Genomic DNA, 14,868 nt, shown 5'->3' with positions numbered 1-14,868 from the left:
AGAACCGCGGGGCACGCGGGGATAGCTTATTGATACTTAGCCCTATCGGGTTATTGAGTAAGAAGCCCCTACTTCAAAGCTTTAGGGCTTAAGTAGTGGGAGCATGTCACAAATCATCCATTTAAGGTCAAAGAAGATGAGGCTATGGCTCAGCTCATGGAAAGCATTGAGCGATATGGAATTATGAATCCGTTGATCGTGATGCCGACGAGAGAAGGAGTATATCAGATCGTTTCCGGACATCGAAGAAAGTATTGTGCCGAGAAGCTTGGATATACTCAGGTGCCGGTAATCATCCGATACATGAAAGAGGATGATTCAATTATCTCCATGGTAGACTCCGTGCGCCCGTAAGGCGCTTGGGGTGGACACCCAAGCGGCGTGGGTCATTATGATTTTGCTCTGAGAAAGCAATAAGAAAAATTATCAAGTGTGAAAAACACAATCTTATCGCCAACAACTAACCTCGAGTGGAAACATAAAGGGGACAACAGCACGTTTGTAAAGGCACAAGTCAGCGAAGCTTCCAAGCTGCGACTGAGTGTCGAGGCGAAAGGTACTATATGAGGATGAAGGCTACACTGCTTGAAGGAAAGTCAGAGGCTGGAGCTAACCATCTCCACACCGAAGGGAAGATGTTACGGTGGTGCATTGGCGGATTAGTATTTTGCTGTCTGCAATCCGTGGGATAATCGATGCAAGCTAGCCATAAGTAATGGAAAATGACGAAAACTCCCATACCGACAATAGTACAACTTATCATAATGATGCTAAACGGGGATTACCTAAACTGAAATGCCCATGGGCTATGAGTAATGCCGAAAGGTGATAAATCTCAAGTGTAAAAAGCAAGAGAGATGACTCTGAATATTCAGCATGGTAACGGAGCCGTCGTAGTAGTCCGCGGACCTTGGATTGACAAGGATAGCCGTAAAAACCATTCATCTTGGAATATAGCATGTATAAGACCTTTGGACTTAAATATCAAAAGAGCGTTTACAAGATACAGAGAAAATACCGTTCCGGTATGGCTGCTCCTTGCTTTTAACGGAGTATGTGTCAGCGCAGTCGTGAATCTCTACTGCGTGGCAAAGGGACTTGCTGGTCTGCTTCTTGGAGCAATGCTTGTGTGTACCTTTATCTGGTACCGCACCCGGTTCATGAACTATATCCTTTTGGGAGTTGCTGAATTCATGCTGGCAGGAGTATTGGCTGCAGGAGCATTTATCCTGGCACTTGTAACAGAAGCAAGAGACGGTGTAGGAAGATTTATTATCGGAGGTTGAGAAGATGAGAAAAGAAAAATATATTCAGTTGCCGCCAATTCCAGAAGAACTGGATGGAAATGTCGTTCGTATGATTTGGGAATATACAAAACTTCCAGAGAAGGAACAGCAGTTTGTTTATGAGCAGTATAAAGTATTAAGCGATGATCCCAGAAACGAAAGTGATGTGGACGCTGTTTTAATTAAGCCTGATTATCCGGAAAATATAGAAGAATTCGGAAATAATATGAAGGCTGTCATTGCAGAATTATTCCGGGAAGCGGTAGGATTAGCCCAATATGTTTATGAGGAATGTTTTGTAAATGGTAAAGACGTAGAAGAAATTTTGAGTGATGATCCCAGAAAGACGGAAGCTATTCTTGCAACGTATATGCTGTTTTTGAATAATGGGAACGGAGATGTAGGGATGCCGTCATAATAATTCAATAACATATAATATCACCACAGAAGAATTCTGAATTTATAAACAAAAAGACTGTTCGCAATTACCGGACAGTCTTTTTTTTATGGACATGCTGTAGATTTAATTTACGATTGCGAGTACAATATATAAATAGATCAACATAGAGAAAATATAAAAATGAGGAGAAGATATGCAGACAAGGCAGGAGGCAATACAATATTGTCATTCATTTCAAGATGTATATGAAGATTATCCTTTTCATGATGATAACTGGTGTGTTATGCGTCATAAGGGAAATAAGAAAACATTTGCGCTTATTTATGATAAAGATGGTTATGTATGGATAAATGTAAAATGTGATCCGGAATGGAGAGAGTTCTGGAGAAATGCTTTTGAATCTGTTGTCCCGGCTTATCACATGAACAAAACACACTGGAATTCTATTATCCTGGATGCCTCTATTCCGAATAAAGATATCCAGCGTATGATTGGGGAAAGTTATGATCTGACGAAAGGAAAGAAAAAATGAGGATATTAGTAGATGCGGATGCCTGTCCGGTAGTGTCCATCGTAGAAAAAACAGCAAAGAAATATGAAATTCCGGTTGTTCTCTTATGTGATACAAACCATGTTTTATATTCAGATTACAGTGAAGTGATCACAGTGGGAGCCGGAGCCGATGCTGTAGATTTTAAACTGGTCAGTCTGTGCCAGAAGGGAGATATTGTTGTAACACAGGATTATGGTGTGGCTGCAATGATTCTGGGAAAAAGTGCTTACGGTATTCATCAGAGCGGTAAATGGTATACAAATGAAAATATCGACCAGATGCTGATGGAACGTCATCTGGCGAAGAAGGCAAGAAATGCAAAGAAAAAGCATCATTTGAAAGGTCCGGCAAAACGGACGGAGGAAGATGATCAACGATTTGAAGTATCTTTGGAGAAACTCATCTCAGTAGTAGATCGAAATCCCCTACTGAGACAAAATTAGAATGAGAATGAAAAAACCTCGCTATGGTAGAAATATAATATTGTTGATATAATCACTATATGGTTCGGAGGGATTGAAAAAGAGATAATATGACATGGAGGAATGAAAGATGGTAAAACCGATAATGAAAGATGTGTTCTTTCTGGGACAAAAATCAGAACCTGCTACAAAGGCAGATCTGCAGGTAGGAAAGGATTTACAGGACACTTTACAGGCAAATCGTGCCGGTTGTGTAGGTATGGCTGCAAATATGATTGGTGTGAAAAAGAGGGTGATCATTGTAAATATGGGATTCGTAGATGTTGTGATGTTTAATCCGGTTCTTCTGAGCAAGGATACTCCGTATGAAACAGAAGAAGGATGTCTGTCGCTAACCGGTGTGAGGAAAACAACACGATATGAAAATATCGAAGTGGAATATTATGATATGAATTGGAAAAAGCAGCGGCAGAAACTGAGTGGATGGCCGGCACAAATTTGTCAGCATGAGTTGGATCATCTGGAAGGAATTTTAATTTAAGAATATCAGATGGAATATGACTTCCGCTTCTTCAGGCGGTGAACAAGAAATATATATCAGTGGCGGGTGTCAATCCCCATCTGATATACGCTCCGCGAGGATGCGCAGGGATTCGGATTAGTGTTTTGTCTGCTTTGCAGACCCGAATCGAGGATCTGGTGGATGAGATGCTTGCAATCTTAAGTGACAGAGATGCAATCATTCAGAAAAAAGAGATGGAACATGCCCAGGCGGTGATCAATGAGATTTACAGAAATGGGTTGTAAAAAAGTTTAGTAATTATGGTATAAGAAAAATGATTCGAAGATTTGAAACAAGAGATCTGGATGAGATAATGGAATTATGGCTTCATGCAAATATAGAGAGCCATTCTTTTATAGAAGCAGATTACTGGAAAAAGAATTATGATATGGTCAGAAAATTGATTTCTGAAGCAGAAGTATTTGTGGCAGAAGAAAATGAGAAGATTCAGGGATTTATTGGTTTGACGGATACTTATATAGCCGGGATCTTTGTAAAGGAAAAAGAACAATCAAAAGGAATCGGAACAGAACTGCTTCGCACCGTTATGAAGTTAAAGGATCAATTGAATCTTAACGTGTATAAGAAAAATATGAGAGCGGTAGTGTTCTATCAGCATCGTGGATTTAAAATTGTGAATCAGAAAATAGATGAAAATACATCAGAAGAAGAATATACGATGGAATGGCATCGTCAAGCGGGAGGTAAAAATGAAGACAGTAATTATTTATGCGTCTGTACATCATGGAAATACAAAGAAACTGGTGGAGAAAATTGCAGAGGAATGCAAGGTTGATCTGATTGATGCCGTGCAGCAGCCAAAGGCAGATTTGTCGGATTATGACCGGATTGGTTTTGCATCCGGTATTTATTTTTCAAAATTTCATCAGACAATCTTAAAGTTTGCTTCAGAAAATCTGCCGGAAAATAAAAAGGTATTTATGATCTGTACTTATGGTGGAAATGCAGCTTATAAATCACTGGAAGTTATTTTGAAAGAAAAGAAAACGGACATTATTGGAAAATTTGGCTGTAAAGGATATGACACTTTTGGACCGTTTAAATTGGTGGGTGGTATTGCAAAAGGTCATCCGGATGAAAAAGATCTGGAAGCAGCGGTCTCCTTCGTGGCTGGATTGCAGTGATCAGAATGATAAGAAAATCGGGATTTGTGGAGGAGAGTAATTTGCTGGTATTAAATAAATTAGAGCGGTTGCTAACGGTATGTAAAGTCAAAAACATTGATGATATAGATTTAAGCAAGGAATTCTACTTCATTGGTAAAACAGATGAAGAAATTTCTCTTGTGTGTGAAACAAATGACGTTCCTGAAAACACAATAGAACGTGAAGATGGGTGGCGTGGTTTCCGTATTCAAGGAATTTTGGATTTTTCACTCATTGGCATTCTTTCAAAGTTGTCTGGAATACTTGCAGATAATGAAATTGGAATTTTTGCGGTATCTACATTCAACACAGATTATATTTTAGTGAAAGATGCGGATTTTGAAAAATCATTAGCTGTATTATTAAATGCCGGATATACAGTGATATAGATTTCAGATGCTTTAAACCCAAAGAAAATTATACGAGGAGTGAATTATTAGCATGAAAGTTCAGCATATTGCAATCGAAGGAAAATGTTTCTTTATCAACACTGATATGATTATCAGACGCAGTTCATACCCTTCTGATCTGCAGGAGTATAATATCGTATCTAAACTTCCAGGACTTGCGTGCAGAGGAGGAAGCTGCATTATTGATTCATATGGGCATTATTTGACAAAACCTGTCTGGGATAAAGAAACTATCATTTACGCAGAACTTGATATGAATTTGCCTGCCGCCTGCAAAATGGAGCATGATGCAATCGGACATTATGCCCGTCCGGATGTACTTGAATTAAAAGTCAATGAAAAATAACAATAAAAAAACACTAAAGAAATTGGCAATCCTTGTAATAGGTTCTATAATTGCGGCTTATGGAATTACACTTGCACTGTATGCTGGATTTGGCGGAGCTACGCTTGCGGTGCTGTGGCAGGGGATTGCAAGAACATTTCACATAAGCATTGGCACAGCATCTTTTGTTGTAGCATTGGGAATGATTTTGTTTGCGCTCATTTACGATAAAAGTCAGATTCATATAGGAACTGTGTTGTACCAGATTGTATACAGTACCTGTGTAGATTTGTTTGCTAACTGCCATATTTACAGTACCTATAAGTGGATCAATTTTTTAATTATGTTGTTAGGAGTGGTTTTGTTTGCTGTCGGAACAGGACTATATGCGTCGGCATCCCTTGGTAGAGGCTCCTATGAGGCAGTCACTTTTGCTTTAGCAGAAAAAAATCACTGGCAGATTAAATTTGTCCGAATGGCATTGGATATTTTGGTTGTTGTTACAGGTGTTTTGTTTGGCGGAAAGTTTGGTGTATGCACGCTTATTACAGTTATCATTTCAGGCCCAATTATCCAATTTGTTAATGCGAAAGCAAAACAAGTTTTAAAGATATGATAGTAAAGAAACATACAACTTAGAAATTGGAGGGATAGATTTCTATGATTATCAGATATGCAGAAGAGAAAAATTTTATAGAATTGCGACAGTTTTATGACGGTATGTGTAAAGTTTTGAGCGGAAAAGATTTTCTGCCGGAGGGAGATAAAGGTGGTTTCCCTCCAGATGAAATGATCAAAGATGCAATCAAAGAGAGAAATCAGTTTATCGGTATTGAAGATGGTCGAATTGTTGCGGCGTATATTATGAATCATGATCGTGATGAGGCGTATCACGCAGTTAAATGGCTTATTGATGCAAATGATAACGAGACAGTAGTTCTTCATGCCTTGCGTGTCCTTCCGGAATATGGGGGTCGTGGATACTCGAAGCAGTTAGTTCAACACGCAATAGACACAGCAAGGGAAAGAAACCTTAAATCAATTCGTCTTGATTGCATAGAGGGAAATGATATTCCACAGAAAATGTATATGTCGTTTGGATTTAAGTATGTGGATAAGGTTGAAATCACATATGTTGATATTGGAGTACCGAGGAAGTTCCTCTTATATGAGTTTGTACTCTAATCAAGACATAATAACAGTTATATCTTGAACATTGTACAAACAAATTCCAGTTTGCCGAATAAATTTGCTGATCAAAAGGGATCATTTCTTACCAGCGCGATACACTCAGAGCGTGACATCAGAAATGGTGTTACGATCCGTTTATTTCGTTATGTGGTGTTCGCTGCGCGATTGACTCAGAAGCTATAAAACGGACACATTCAGCTGAATAATTTGCCTATCAGGAAAATGAAAGATAATGTAGAATGAATATGTAAGCCGAGGAGGATACCTTTATGAATATAGAAGCGCAATTTAATTCAATAGCTAAAGAATATGATTGTAATCGTAAAAAGTTCATTCCATGTTTTGATGATTTCTATGAAAATTCAACAAAATTTGTTCTTTCAAGTATAAAGAAGCCAAAGGGAGTACTGGATTTAGGGGCAGGAACAGGTTTGCTGTCTTTTTACTGGTATGAACAATGCCCGTCAGCGGAATATATATTGGTTGATATAGCTGACGAAATGTTTGATGTATCGAGAAAGAGGTTTTTTGGATTAAATAATGTCGCGCATATAATAATGGATTATACAAAGACACTTCCTGAAGATGATTTTGATGCTGTTATATCAGCATTATCCATTCATCATTTGGATGATGCTCAAAAAGAGAAATTGTTTATAAAGATTTATGACATGCTGCCAGAGGATGGAATATTCGTGAATTATGATCAGTTTTGTGCGGATACACCTGTGATGAATGACTTATTTGATACATATTGGGAGAGTCAGTTGTATTCCAGTGGATTGACTGAACGGGATATCGAATTATGGAAAGAACGAAGAAAATTAGATAAGGAGTGTTCTGTAGAAACAGAAATACAAATGCTGGACAGATGTGGATTTTCAGAAGTCAAGTGCATCTATTCTTATCACAAATTCTCTGTCATTATGGCATTTAAGTAATTATTATGATAACTACAGATTCCATATTTCAGATCTGAATCTATAGGAAGTTGATTGATTAAAATGTTAATCATGCCATATGGCTTGATTATAAAAGCAAAGATAAAAACGCAATGTGCATTGAAAAAATGTGCTAGAGCTGGTAGGTAGCCCAGCCGTCCTATTTTAATAGGGTAAGTAACCTGCCCCTCCGGGTTGTCCATTCTTTGTTCAACAAATATTTAGGAGGGATTCTTATGGACAAAGTAAATGGAAAACTGACAGTATACTTTGAAGAGCCTTTTTGGGTGGGTGTATTCGAACATATTGAAAATAGCAGGCTGACTGTAGCAAAGGTGACTTTTGGTGCAGAGCCGAAGGTTTATGAAATTCAGGAATATATTCAAAGATACTATTTCAGTTTGAAATTCAGTCCGGCTGTTGATACTGTTGTAAAGGAGACAAAAAGAAATCCCAAAAGAATACAGCGCGAAGCGAAAAAACAGATGCAGGAAACAGGCATAGGAACAAAATCGCAGCAGGCGTTGAAGTTACAACAGGAACAAAATAAGCAGGAGCGTAAAGTGAGAAGCCGCGAGAAGAGAGAAGCGGATCAACTGCGAATGTTTGAACAAAAACAGCAAAAGAAACGGGAAAAGCACAAGGGGCATTAGTGCCTCTTGGCTTTTTTCTCATATTGGGACTATTTGAAATGAAATATATGATTTTGATGGTAAATTTTTATGTAAGGAATGATAATGGATTTATATAACAAAATCGGAGAATAAAACCTATGGAATTTAGACTGGGAACAATGAATGATTTATAGAATATATGCAACTTGGTAGCGGCGGCAATCGAAACGATGGAAGAACAGGGAATTCACCAATGGGATAAGGTGTATCCGACAAGGGAGGATTTTGCCAATGATATTGCCAACGGTACTCTATACACAGTAGAGGAATAGGAAAAATCGTATTAAATCATATAGAAAATCAACTTCAGAATATAGGGTTTGAATCTGTGCGTCTGGATGTGTTTTCGGAGAATCCGTATGCAATCAGCCTGTATAAAAAAAGCGGATACAAAAGGTGTGGATATGCAAATTGGCGAAAAGGGCGATTCTGGCTGATGGAGAAGAAGTTGTAGGAAATAGAAAACTTCTGGTTTTTAGAACTCGAGAGATCGGAATTTGCGGAGAATAATAATCACAGAATGAGAGGCAAAAAATATGGAATTAAAATTTTGTGCAAAAGTTCTTCAAAATGAGAATATGGATGCCGCCTATGTAGAGGTTCCTTACGATATCAAAGAGCTTTTTGGAAAAGGTCGTTTGTTGGTAAATGCTACATTTGACGGTATTCCGTATCGTGGACAAGTGGTAAAAATGGGAACTCCGTGTTACATCATCGGTGTTACAAAACAGATACGCAAGCAGATTGGCAAGAGTTTTGGAGATATGGTTGAAGTGGTTCTTCATGAAAGAGACAGTGAGAAAAGCCCAATGTGGCAATGTCCCAAATGTGGTAGGGAGTTTTAGAAAAAAGGGCAAAGTCATTACTGCGGTGAAAAGCCAAAGTCGATTGATGAATATATCCTGAGCCAGGATGAGGAGAAACAGGAAGATCTGCGCTATATCCGTCAGATTCTTCGCAGCGCATTACCGGAAGCGGAAGAACGCATTTCATGGAGTATGCCGACCTACTGGAAAGGTCATAACATTGTTCATTTTGCTGCTTCGAATAAACACATCGGCTTGTATCCGGGCCCTGCAGCAGTCGAAGAATTTGCTGAAGCATTGAAAGGGTATAAGACGGATAAAGGAACGATTCGCATTCCGTACGGCAAGGTCGATGCAGAGTTGATAAAAAGAATTGTCTTGTGATGCTGCGAAACCGGAAACCATGCATGAGGAGGAATATCATGAAGCAGATAGAAGAGATCATACGAAATACAACAGAAGAAGAACAGGAAAAGGTGGACTGGACCAAGGCCTGGAGTACAAAGTATCCTGTGCTTGCCACTTATCAGAAAGAAGTGGATATTCCGAAGTATGCCGCTGAGATCCGTCGCATGTTCACGGAACTGCAGGAAGATTACAATTATTCAGAACAGGATGCCATGCTGGTTCTGAAGGATATCCTGGCTCATGAGTACATGGATAACCGACCGAAGAAAAATAAAAAACACAAGTAATGGAGAAAAAGAATCATGGAGAATGAAAAGGTATTTGCTATGTCCTTTTCCAAAGTATATGGCCTTCTGATAGCAAAAGCTGAGCGTAAAGGACGTACCAGAGCAGAAGTTGAAGAAGTCACCTCCTGGCTTACCGGGTACACCGCACAGCAGATTGATGAGCTCATGGATAGTGAGATTTCCTATGGCGATTTCTTCCGACAGGCTCCGGAAATGAATCCGAACCGGGAGAAGATTACCGGCGTTGTATGTGGTGTTCGAGTCGAAAATGTTGAGAATTCGCTGATGCGTGATATTCGGTATCTCGATAAGCTGGTGGATGAACTTGCCAAAGGCAAGGCAATGGAGAAAATATTGAGGGAATAGAAAGATTTAATCCGATGGGATATACAATGGAGGAACTGGGAAGCACAGGTGAAGATCCGGAGATGTTGGAACTTCTTGAAAATCTGATGGAACAGCTTGAAATCTGTACGAATAAGGAGTTTTTCCAGATGAAAAAGGAGCATCAGCTTGATTCGGAGGAAGAGGAGTCGGAGACGCCGCCTGAGATGTAAAGTGACAATTTTGCCCACTGGAGGACTGTTTATACAGCAGGTCTTTCAGTGGGCTTTTTTCGTTGCTGGTTATTCATGTGAAATATCGTAAAGCTCCTGAATCTCTTCCGGGAGTTTGTCCGGCAGCATGGCATTGATGCCATCTTCATTGCCGTCTTTTATCGCAGTCTCGTAGTACCAGCATTTAAATTTCAGCAGAGCAAGGGTTCTCTCCAGGGCTTTGATCTCGTCTTCCACGGCAGCTTTTCTGGTCTCGAACATTTCTTTTCTCTTCCCATAGCTGGAAGGGCCTTCCATAACCCACCGGAAGAACTGCTTGATATCCTTGATCTCAAGACCGGAGCGTTTGAGGCACTCAATCACGCGGATAGCCTCCAGTTCATCGTCGCTGAAGTAACGGATATTGCCCTTTCTCATCAGATTAGGGAAGAATCCTTCCTTGTCATAATATCTTAAAGTCGAAATAGGGAGATTGTACATCTCCGAAACCTGACCAATCGTGTACATGATGCACCTTTCTTCAAAAAAAGTTCTTGACCTAAAGTTAGGTTTAGGTTGTATGATAAGATCATTATAAGATATATTCCAGTAATATTCAACATTTCAGAAGGAGTCCCCCGCTTCAAGCGCGCAGAGCGCTAAGCGGTGGGTAATTAACCAATTTCAGTAGCGGGTGACAATCCCCTTCTGAAATGTTGAGCCTCCGGCGGATTGCAGAGATGCGCATTTGAAATTTGTCATGCTAATGCATGACGCGCATCTCGCAGCAAGAACGCCGAGGCGTTCTTGAAGAAAAATGACCGCAAGGAGGATAAAAATAATGATGAAGACAGAAGAACTTAAGTTGGTTGCTGAATGGGATAAGACATTTCCAAAAAGCGACAAGGTAGATCACAAGAAGGTGACATTCATTAACCGTTACGGAATTACCCTGGCAGCTGATATGTATACACCAAAGAATGCAGAAGGCGAGCTTCCAGCAATCGCAGTTTCCGGACCTTTTGGCGCCGTAAAGGAGCAGTGTTCAGGACTCTATGCCCAGACTATGGCTGAGAGAGGATACCTGACCATCGCATTTGATCCTTCTTTCACAGGTGAGAGTGGTGGACAGCCAAGATATATGGCATCTCCTGATATCAACACCGAGGATTTCATGGCTGCAGTAGATTTCTTATCCGTTCAGGAAAATGTTGATGCAGATCAAATCGGTATCATCGGTATCTGTGGATGGGGCGGCATGGCTCTTAATACAGCAGCCCTTGACACCAGGATCAAGGCAACAATTGCATCTACCATGTACGATATGACCAGAGTCAATGCCAACGGATATTTCGATTCAGAAGCCAGCGAGGAGGTACGATTTGCAAAGAAGCAGGCTATGAATGCCCTCAGAACAGAGGAATACAAAAAGGGTGAATACTCAAGAGCCGGCGGATGTCTTCCACTTCCGGTACCGGAAGATGCTCCATTCTATGTAAAGGATTACAGCGAATACTACAAGGGAAGATGCTACCATGCGAGAAGCCTTAACTCTAATGAAGGCTGGAATAGTCTTGGCTGCCAGTCCTTTATGAATCAGCCTATTCTTACATACAGCAATGAGATCAGAAGTGCCGTATTGATTATGCACGGTGATAAGGCGCACAGCTATTACTTTGGCAAGGATGCTTATGAAGCTATGATCAAGGACAGCAAATATACAGAGAACAAAGAACTTCTCACCATCCCGGGTGCAGTACATACAGATCTGTATGACAACCTGAAAGTCATTCCATTTGACAAGATGCAGCAGTTCTTAAAGGGAAACGGGGTAGGTTAAGATGGCAAAGAAAGTACTTATTATTTCGACAAGCCTTCGTGGCGGCAGTAATTCCGACATTCTTGCAAAGGAATGTGAAAAGGGAGCAAAAGAGGCCGGACACGAGGTAGAATACATTTCCCTGAAGGGAAAGGACATTAGGTTTTGTATCGGATGTTTGACCTGTCAGACAAAAGGCAGCTGCGTACTTACAGATGATGTGGCAGAGATCATGGAAAAGGTTCTGGCTGCCGAGGTTATCGTCTATGCAACTCCAATCTACTATTATGAGATGAGCGGACAGATGAAGACGCTTCTGGACAGAATGAACCCGATGTATCCGATGGATTATGCTTTCCGCGATATCTATATGATCGCAACGGCCGCAGAGGAAGAGGAAAGCGCATTTGAAAAAGCCTACAACGGTCTTCAAGGCTGGGTGGACTGCTTTGAGAAGGCCAAGCTCAAGGGTCTCGTAACCGGTGGCGGCATCGGTGATGCGAATGACGCTCCGAATCATGAAGAGATCATGAAGAGGGCCTATGAGCTAGGAAAGGCTCTGTAAAAATGAGAAAAATAGGGGATAGATATTATGAAGAAGATAGTACAGACAGCAGGCAGAGCTGCTCTCGGTGAATTCGCGCCGGAGTTTGCTCATTATAATGACGATGTTCTCTTTGGAGAGAACTGGAATAATCAGGATATCGATGTAAAGACAAGAAGCATTATCACTGTAGTTGCATTGATGTCCTCAGGCATTACGGATTCTTCTCTGAAATATCATCTGCAGAATGCGAAAGCCCATGGTGTGACCCAGAAGGAAATCGCAGCAGTGATCACGCATGTGGCATTCTATGCAGGATGGCCAAAGGGCTGGGCCGTATTCAACCTGGCAAAAGAAGTTTGGGAGAATGGCGAAGGTGATCTTCCTTACGAAGATGAAGCTATGAGAGCCCATGCAAAGAAAATGGTATTCCCGATCGGAGCACCAAATGATGGATTTACACAATATTTTACTGGTAAAAGCTTTCTTGCACCTATATCAACAAGTCAGGTTGGAATCTTTAATGTAACTTTTGAGCCGGGGTGCAGAAATAACTGGCACATTCATCATGCAACAGAAGGCGGCGGACAGATCCTTGTCTGTGTGGCAGGCCGTGGTTACTATCAGGAATGGGGCAAGGATGCAGTGGAAATGAAGCCGGGAGACTGCATCAATATTCCGGTAGGCGTAAAGCACTGGCATGGGGCTGCACCGGATTCCTGGTTCAGCCATCTTGCAATTGAAGTGCCAGGCAAAGATGGATCCAATGAGTGGCTGGAAGCAGTAGATGATGAGCATTATGGCAAACTCGATTAATGATAGAGGCGGATTGCAGAGATGCGCAGATGTATTGTGTCATGCAAAGCATGACGCGCACCTCGCAGCAAGTACGCCGAGGCGTACTTGAATATAAAGGGACTGGGTCCGCAGCAAAACAATTTGCAAGGGAAATGACAGAAAGCGGAACGGTGGATGCTATCAGGAAATTACGAGAAAAGTATAATCTTCATATGAAGGTTGAGCGTTATGTATCAGAGGATGGCATATCGGATTCGGACAAGAAATTCATAAAGGAATAGGTGACAATTATGGCAAAAACATTAGTAGCATATTTCAGTGCCAGTGGCGTAACAAAGAAGACTGCGGAAAAACTGGCCGCAGCTGCAAAAGCAGATATCTATGAGATCAAGCCTGCAGTTCCATATACCAAGGCTGATCTTAATTGGATGGACAAGAAATCGAGAAGCAGCGTAGAGATGGGCGACAAGTCCTTCAGACCAGAAATCGTAAAAGATGGTTTAGTGCTGACTCAGTATGACACTGTACTGATCGGATTCCCAATCTGGTGGTATGTGGCTCCAACCATCATCAATACCTTCCTTGAAAGCTATGACTTCTCTGATAAGAAGATTGTACTCTTTGCAACATCTGGTGGAAGTGGTTTTGGAAACACAGTAGCAGAGCTGAAACCATCCGCTCCTGGAGCAGAAATCGTAGAAGGAAAGCTTCTGAATCGTGCGACAGATAAAGATATCGATGCCCTGATCAAGATGCTGTAAGGGAGACGACTCCGGATGAAAAAGTTATGGGCAGTTCTCCTTTGCTTTGTACTTCTCTTTGCTATGACTGCGTGCGGAAACAGTGCTCCGGCTGCAAGCTCAGGGAAGCAGGATGTAGAGAATGAAGGAATCGTTCTCGTATTGAGAGATCCTGACATCGGCGCTGGCTGCAGGGAAGCCAATCATCTGTCCGAGATATTTGATTCGTGTTCCAATAGTGATCATGATAATACATCCTCCTGTGTTCTTTGTGATGGCTCTTCCTCCAGTTTCATCTGTTGTTGCTATAGCTTGTCGGCAGACGGAAGTTTGTGAATGCCAAGCGCAGTCAGTTCTTTTAAAGTGACATCATGTAGCTGATACTCTGCCTGATGCTTCTTGCGATAGAGTGCTTTGTCCGGAGCATCTTTCTCGGCACGAACCATATCACGACATGCACGATAAACTTCACAGTGTTTCTTAATAATCTTTTGATTCTGAAGTTCCTTTTGAGTTTGTTGAATTTTTTCATTTCTTCCGGGGTAACAGCACCAGTGGAATTTGCAAGTTTTGCCAGCTGGTTCACGTTCACACCGATCTTGTGCATCTCAAAAAACGTTTCTAAGGTAAGTCGTATCTGTGTTTACGATGATTCCATCAATAGCCATCTTGCGAAGATAGGCTCCCATATTTGCTGTTTTGGACAGGAGAATTTTCTTACGAATCATCTTTTTCTCTTCAGCGGTTACAAAAAACTGAATTGGGATATCTCTGGTTCTGTTAGCTATGTAAATCTCCATTCTGAGGATAGAGCTTTCAACCTCGATTACGCTGTGCTTCATCTCGGTCACGGCTGTCGCCGTATGAAGACATACCGACTTTTAAATACAAAAATGTCCGGAGAAGTTTAGATACATTTTTGGACCTGCTCTGAAAAAATGTTCGGATAGGGTAGATTTGGGCACAAAACCCGCCCGGAGACCATTTGGCTGTCGGGATT

30 protein-coding genes and 1 pseudogene are annotated in these 14,868 nt (G+C 41.1%); 28 read left to right on the top strand and 3 right to left on the bottom strand.

Going from position 1 to position 14,868, the window contains the following annotated elements; genetic code table 11:
- Positions 1 to 123: 123 nt before the first annotated feature.
- From ACTNA4_RS12235 to ACTNA4_RS12130, 22 genes and pseudogenes are all read left to right on the top strand, one after another.
- A pseudogene (locus ACTNA4_RS12235) lies at positions 124 to 354 on the top strand (ParB N-terminal domain-containing protein); the annotation flags it as partial.
- Positions 355 to 857: 503 nt separating this feature from the next.
- Complete coding sequence (locus tag ACTNA4_RS12230; protein WP_441030326.1) at positions 858 to 1,286, top strand: hypothetical protein; 429 nt, start codon at positions 858 to 860, stop codon at positions 1,284 to 1,286.
- Positions 1,287 to 1,290: 4 nt separating this feature from the next.
- Positions 1,291 to 1,704, top strand: a complete 414-nt coding sequence (locus ACTNA4_RS12225; RefSeq protein WP_441018841.1) for a hypothetical protein — start codon at positions 1,291 to 1,293, stop codon at positions 1,702 to 1,704.
- Between the two features lie 175 nt (positions 1,705 to 1,879).
- Complete coding sequence (locus ACTNA4_RS12220) at positions 1,880 to 2,218, top strand: MmcQ/YjbR family DNA-binding protein (protein ID WP_441030324.1); 339 nt, start codon at positions 1,880 to 1,882, stop codon at positions 2,216 to 2,218.
- Positions 2,215 to 2,682, top strand: coding sequence for a YaiI/YqxD family protein (locus ACTNA4_RS12215; protein ID WP_427808781.1), 468 nt, complete (start codon positions 2,215 to 2,217; stop codon positions 2,680 to 2,682). Before ACTNA4_RS12220 ends, ACTNA4_RS12215 begins: the two co-directional genes overlap by 4 nt.
- Positions 2,683 to 2,791: 109 nt before the next feature.
- Entirely contained in the window at positions 2,792 to 3,202 is a 411-nt protein-coding gene (locus ACTNA4_RS12210) for a peptide deformylase (protein ID WP_441019231.1), read from the top strand.
- Between the two features lie 125 nt (positions 3,203 to 3,327).
- Positions 3,328 to 3,468, top strand: coding sequence for a hypothetical protein (locus ACTNA4_RS12205; RefSeq protein WP_441030340.1), 141 nt, complete (start codon positions 3,328 to 3,330; stop codon positions 3,466 to 3,468).
- Positions 3,469 to 3,497: 29 nt separating this feature from the next.
- Positions 3,498 to 4,019 (top strand): N-acetyltransferase, encoded by a 522-nt coding sequence (locus tag ACTNA4_RS12200; RefSeq protein ID WP_441030322.1) that lies wholly within the window; start codon positions 3,498 to 3,500, stop codon positions 4,017 to 4,019.
- Positions 3,934 to 4,368 carry a flavodoxin family protein gene (locus ACTNA4_RS12195; protein ID WP_441030320.1) on the top strand — a complete coding sequence of 145 codons (435 nt, stop codon included), beginning with the start codon at positions 3,934 to 3,936 and terminating at the stop codon, positions 4,366 to 4,368. The genes ACTNA4_RS12200 and ACTNA4_RS12195 overlap by 86 nt, the downstream gene beginning before the upstream one ends.
- A 44-nt stretch (positions 4,369 to 4,412) precedes the next feature.
- Positions 4,413 to 4,778 (top strand): ACT domain-containing protein, encoded by a 366-nt coding sequence (locus ACTNA4_RS12190; protein WP_441030338.1) that lies wholly within the window; start codon positions 4,413 to 4,415, stop codon positions 4,776 to 4,778.
- A gap of 52 nt (positions 4,779 to 4,830) precedes the next feature.
- Positions 4,831 to 5,145, top strand: coding sequence for a nitrilase-related carbon-nitrogen hydrolase (locus ACTNA4_RS12185; RefSeq protein ID WP_441030318.1), 315 nt, complete (start codon positions 4,831 to 4,833; stop codon positions 5,143 to 5,145).
- Positions 5,135 to 5,740: a YczE/YyaS/YitT family protein gene (locus tag ACTNA4_RS12180; RefSeq protein ID WP_021885137.1), complete on the top strand. Its 606-nt coding sequence runs from the start codon at positions 5,135 to 5,137 to the stop codon at positions 5,738 to 5,740. The genes ACTNA4_RS12185 and ACTNA4_RS12180 overlap by 11 nt, the downstream gene beginning before the upstream one ends.
- 44 nt (positions 5,741 to 5,784) lie before the next feature.
- Positions 5,785 to 6,309: a GNAT family N-acetyltransferase gene (locus ACTNA4_RS12175; RefSeq protein ID WP_235249066.1), complete on the top strand. Its 525-nt coding sequence runs from the start codon at positions 5,785 to 5,787 to the stop codon at positions 6,307 to 6,309.
- A gap of 275 nt (positions 6,310 to 6,584) precedes the next feature.
- Positions 6,585 to 7,256 carry a class I SAM-dependent methyltransferase gene (locus ACTNA4_RS12170; protein ID WP_441027222.1) on the top strand — a complete coding sequence of 224 codons (672 nt, stop codon included), beginning with the start codon at positions 6,585 to 6,587 and terminating at the stop codon, positions 7,254 to 7,256.
- 236 nt (positions 7,257 to 7,492) lie between these two features.
- Positions 7,493 to 7,909: a YjdF family protein gene (locus ACTNA4_RS12165; RefSeq protein WP_441030316.1), complete on the top strand. Its 417-nt coding sequence runs from the start codon at positions 7,493 to 7,495 to the stop codon at positions 7,907 to 7,909.
- 167 nt (positions 7,910 to 8,076) lie between these two features.
- Positions 8,077 to 8,202, top strand: a complete 126-nt coding sequence (locus tag ACTNA4_RS12160) for a hypothetical protein (protein WP_441030314.1) — start codon at positions 8,077 to 8,079, stop codon at positions 8,200 to 8,202.
- Entirely contained in the window at positions 8,184 to 8,384 is a 201-nt protein-coding gene (locus ACTNA4_RS12155) for a GNAT family N-acetyltransferase (RefSeq protein ID WP_441030336.1), read from the top strand. The genes ACTNA4_RS12160 and ACTNA4_RS12155 overlap by 19 nt, the downstream gene beginning before the upstream one ends.
- Positions 8,385 to 8,466: 82 nt before the next feature.
- Positions 8,467 to 8,775, top strand: coding sequence for a DUF1905 domain-containing protein (locus ACTNA4_RS12150; protein ID WP_441030312.1), 309 nt, complete (start codon positions 8,467 to 8,469; stop codon positions 8,773 to 8,775).
- 42 nt (positions 8,776 to 8,817) lie between these two features.
- A complete protein-coding gene (locus ACTNA4_RS12145; protein ID WP_441030334.1) occupies positions 8,818 to 9,120 on the top strand; it encodes an iron chaperone in 303 nt (100 codons plus the stop codon).
- A gap of 38 nt (positions 9,121 to 9,158) precedes the next feature.
- A complete protein-coding gene (locus ACTNA4_RS12140; protein ID WP_320856187.1) occupies positions 9,159 to 9,431 on the top strand; it encodes a hypothetical protein in 273 nt (90 codons plus the stop codon).
- 15 nt (positions 9,432 to 9,446) lie between these two features.
- Positions 9,447 to 9,797 (top strand): DUF2200 domain-containing protein, encoded by a 351-nt coding sequence (locus tag ACTNA4_RS12135; protein WP_441030310.1) that lies wholly within the window; start codon positions 9,447 to 9,449, stop codon positions 9,795 to 9,797.
- Between the two features lie 14 nt (positions 9,798 to 9,811).
- The gene (locus tag ACTNA4_RS12130; RefSeq protein ID WP_441030308.1) at positions 9,812 to 9,988 is read left to right on the top strand and encodes a hypothetical protein; all 177 of its coding nucleotides are present in this window, start codon (positions 9,812 to 9,814) and stop codon (positions 9,986 to 9,988) included.
- A gap of 69 nt (positions 9,989 to 10,057) precedes the next feature.
- Here the strand turns inward: ACTNA4_RS12130 and ACTNA4_RS12125 are convergent, their stop codons facing one another.
- On the bottom strand, positions 10,058 to 10,495 hold the full coding sequence (locus ACTNA4_RS12125; RefSeq protein ID WP_441026949.1) for a MerR family transcriptional regulator: 438 nt from the start codon (positions 10,493 to 10,495) through the stop codon (positions 10,058 to 10,060).
- A gap of 313 nt (positions 10,496 to 10,808) precedes the next feature.
- On the opposite strand from ACTNA4_RS12125, the gene ACTNA4_RS12120 reads away from it, so the two are divergent.
- From ACTNA4_RS12120 to ACTNA4_RS12095, 6 genes are read left to right on the top strand one after another with little or no spacing between them, the layout of a single operon-like run.
- Positions 10,809 to 11,807, top strand: a complete 999-nt coding sequence (locus ACTNA4_RS12120) for an alpha/beta hydrolase (protein WP_441030306.1) — start codon at positions 10,809 to 10,811, stop codon at positions 11,805 to 11,807.
- 1 nt (position 11,808) lies between these two features.
- Positions 11,809 to 12,351, top strand: coding sequence for a flavodoxin family protein (locus tag ACTNA4_RS12115; protein ID WP_427808505.1), 543 nt, complete (start codon positions 11,809 to 11,811; stop codon positions 12,349 to 12,351).
- 27 nt (positions 12,352 to 12,378) lie between these two features.
- On the top strand, positions 12,379 to 13,146 hold the full coding sequence (locus tag ACTNA4_RS12110; protein ID WP_441030304.1) for a carboxymuconolactone decarboxylase family protein: 768 nt from the start codon (positions 12,379 to 12,381) through the stop codon (positions 13,144 to 13,146).
- Positions 13,146 to 13,409, top strand: a complete 264-nt coding sequence (locus ACTNA4_RS12105) for a hypothetical protein (RefSeq protein WP_441030302.1) — start codon at positions 13,146 to 13,148, stop codon at positions 13,407 to 13,409. The genes ACTNA4_RS12110 and ACTNA4_RS12105 overlap by 1 nt, the downstream gene beginning before the upstream one ends.
- Before the next feature lie 9 nt (positions 13,410 to 13,418).
- Positions 13,419 to 13,889, top strand: coding sequence for a flavodoxin (locus ACTNA4_RS12100; protein WP_427808499.1), 471 nt, complete (start codon positions 13,419 to 13,421; stop codon positions 13,887 to 13,889).
- Between the two features lie 15 nt (positions 13,890 to 13,904).
- Entirely contained in the window at positions 13,905 to 14,204 is a 300-nt protein-coding gene (locus tag ACTNA4_RS12095; protein ID WP_441030300.1) for a hypothetical protein, read from the top strand.
- Between the two features lie 22 nt (positions 14,205 to 14,226).
- Here the strand turns inward: ACTNA4_RS12095 and mobC are convergent, their stop codons facing one another.
- Together mobC and ACTNA4_RS12085 are read right to left on the bottom strand one after the other, a co-directional pair.
- The gene (mobC, locus tag ACTNA4_RS12090) at positions 14,227 to 14,475 is read right to left on the bottom strand and encodes a plasmid mobilization relaxosome protein MobC (protein WP_441030298.1); all 249 of its coding nucleotides are present in this window, start codon (positions 14,473 to 14,475) and stop codon (positions 14,227 to 14,229) included.
- A gap of 1 nt (position 14,476) precedes the next feature.
- Positions 14,477 to 14,710: a plasmid mobilization protein gene (locus ACTNA4_RS12085; RefSeq protein ID WP_441030332.1), complete on the bottom strand. Its 234-nt coding sequence runs from the start codon at positions 14,708 to 14,710 to the stop codon at positions 14,477 to 14,479.
- Positions 14,711 to 14,868: the final 158 nt, after the last annotated feature.

Origin of the sequence: Bariatricus sp. HCP28S3_A7 (genome assembly GCF_052066375.1) — a bacterium.
Classification (GTDB): Bacteria; Bacillota; Clostridia; order Lachnospirales; family Lachnospiraceae; genus Allocoprococcus.
The sequence above is the reverse complement of the archived record's forward strand: the minus strand, read 5'-3'. Positions and strand labels throughout refer to the sequence as shown.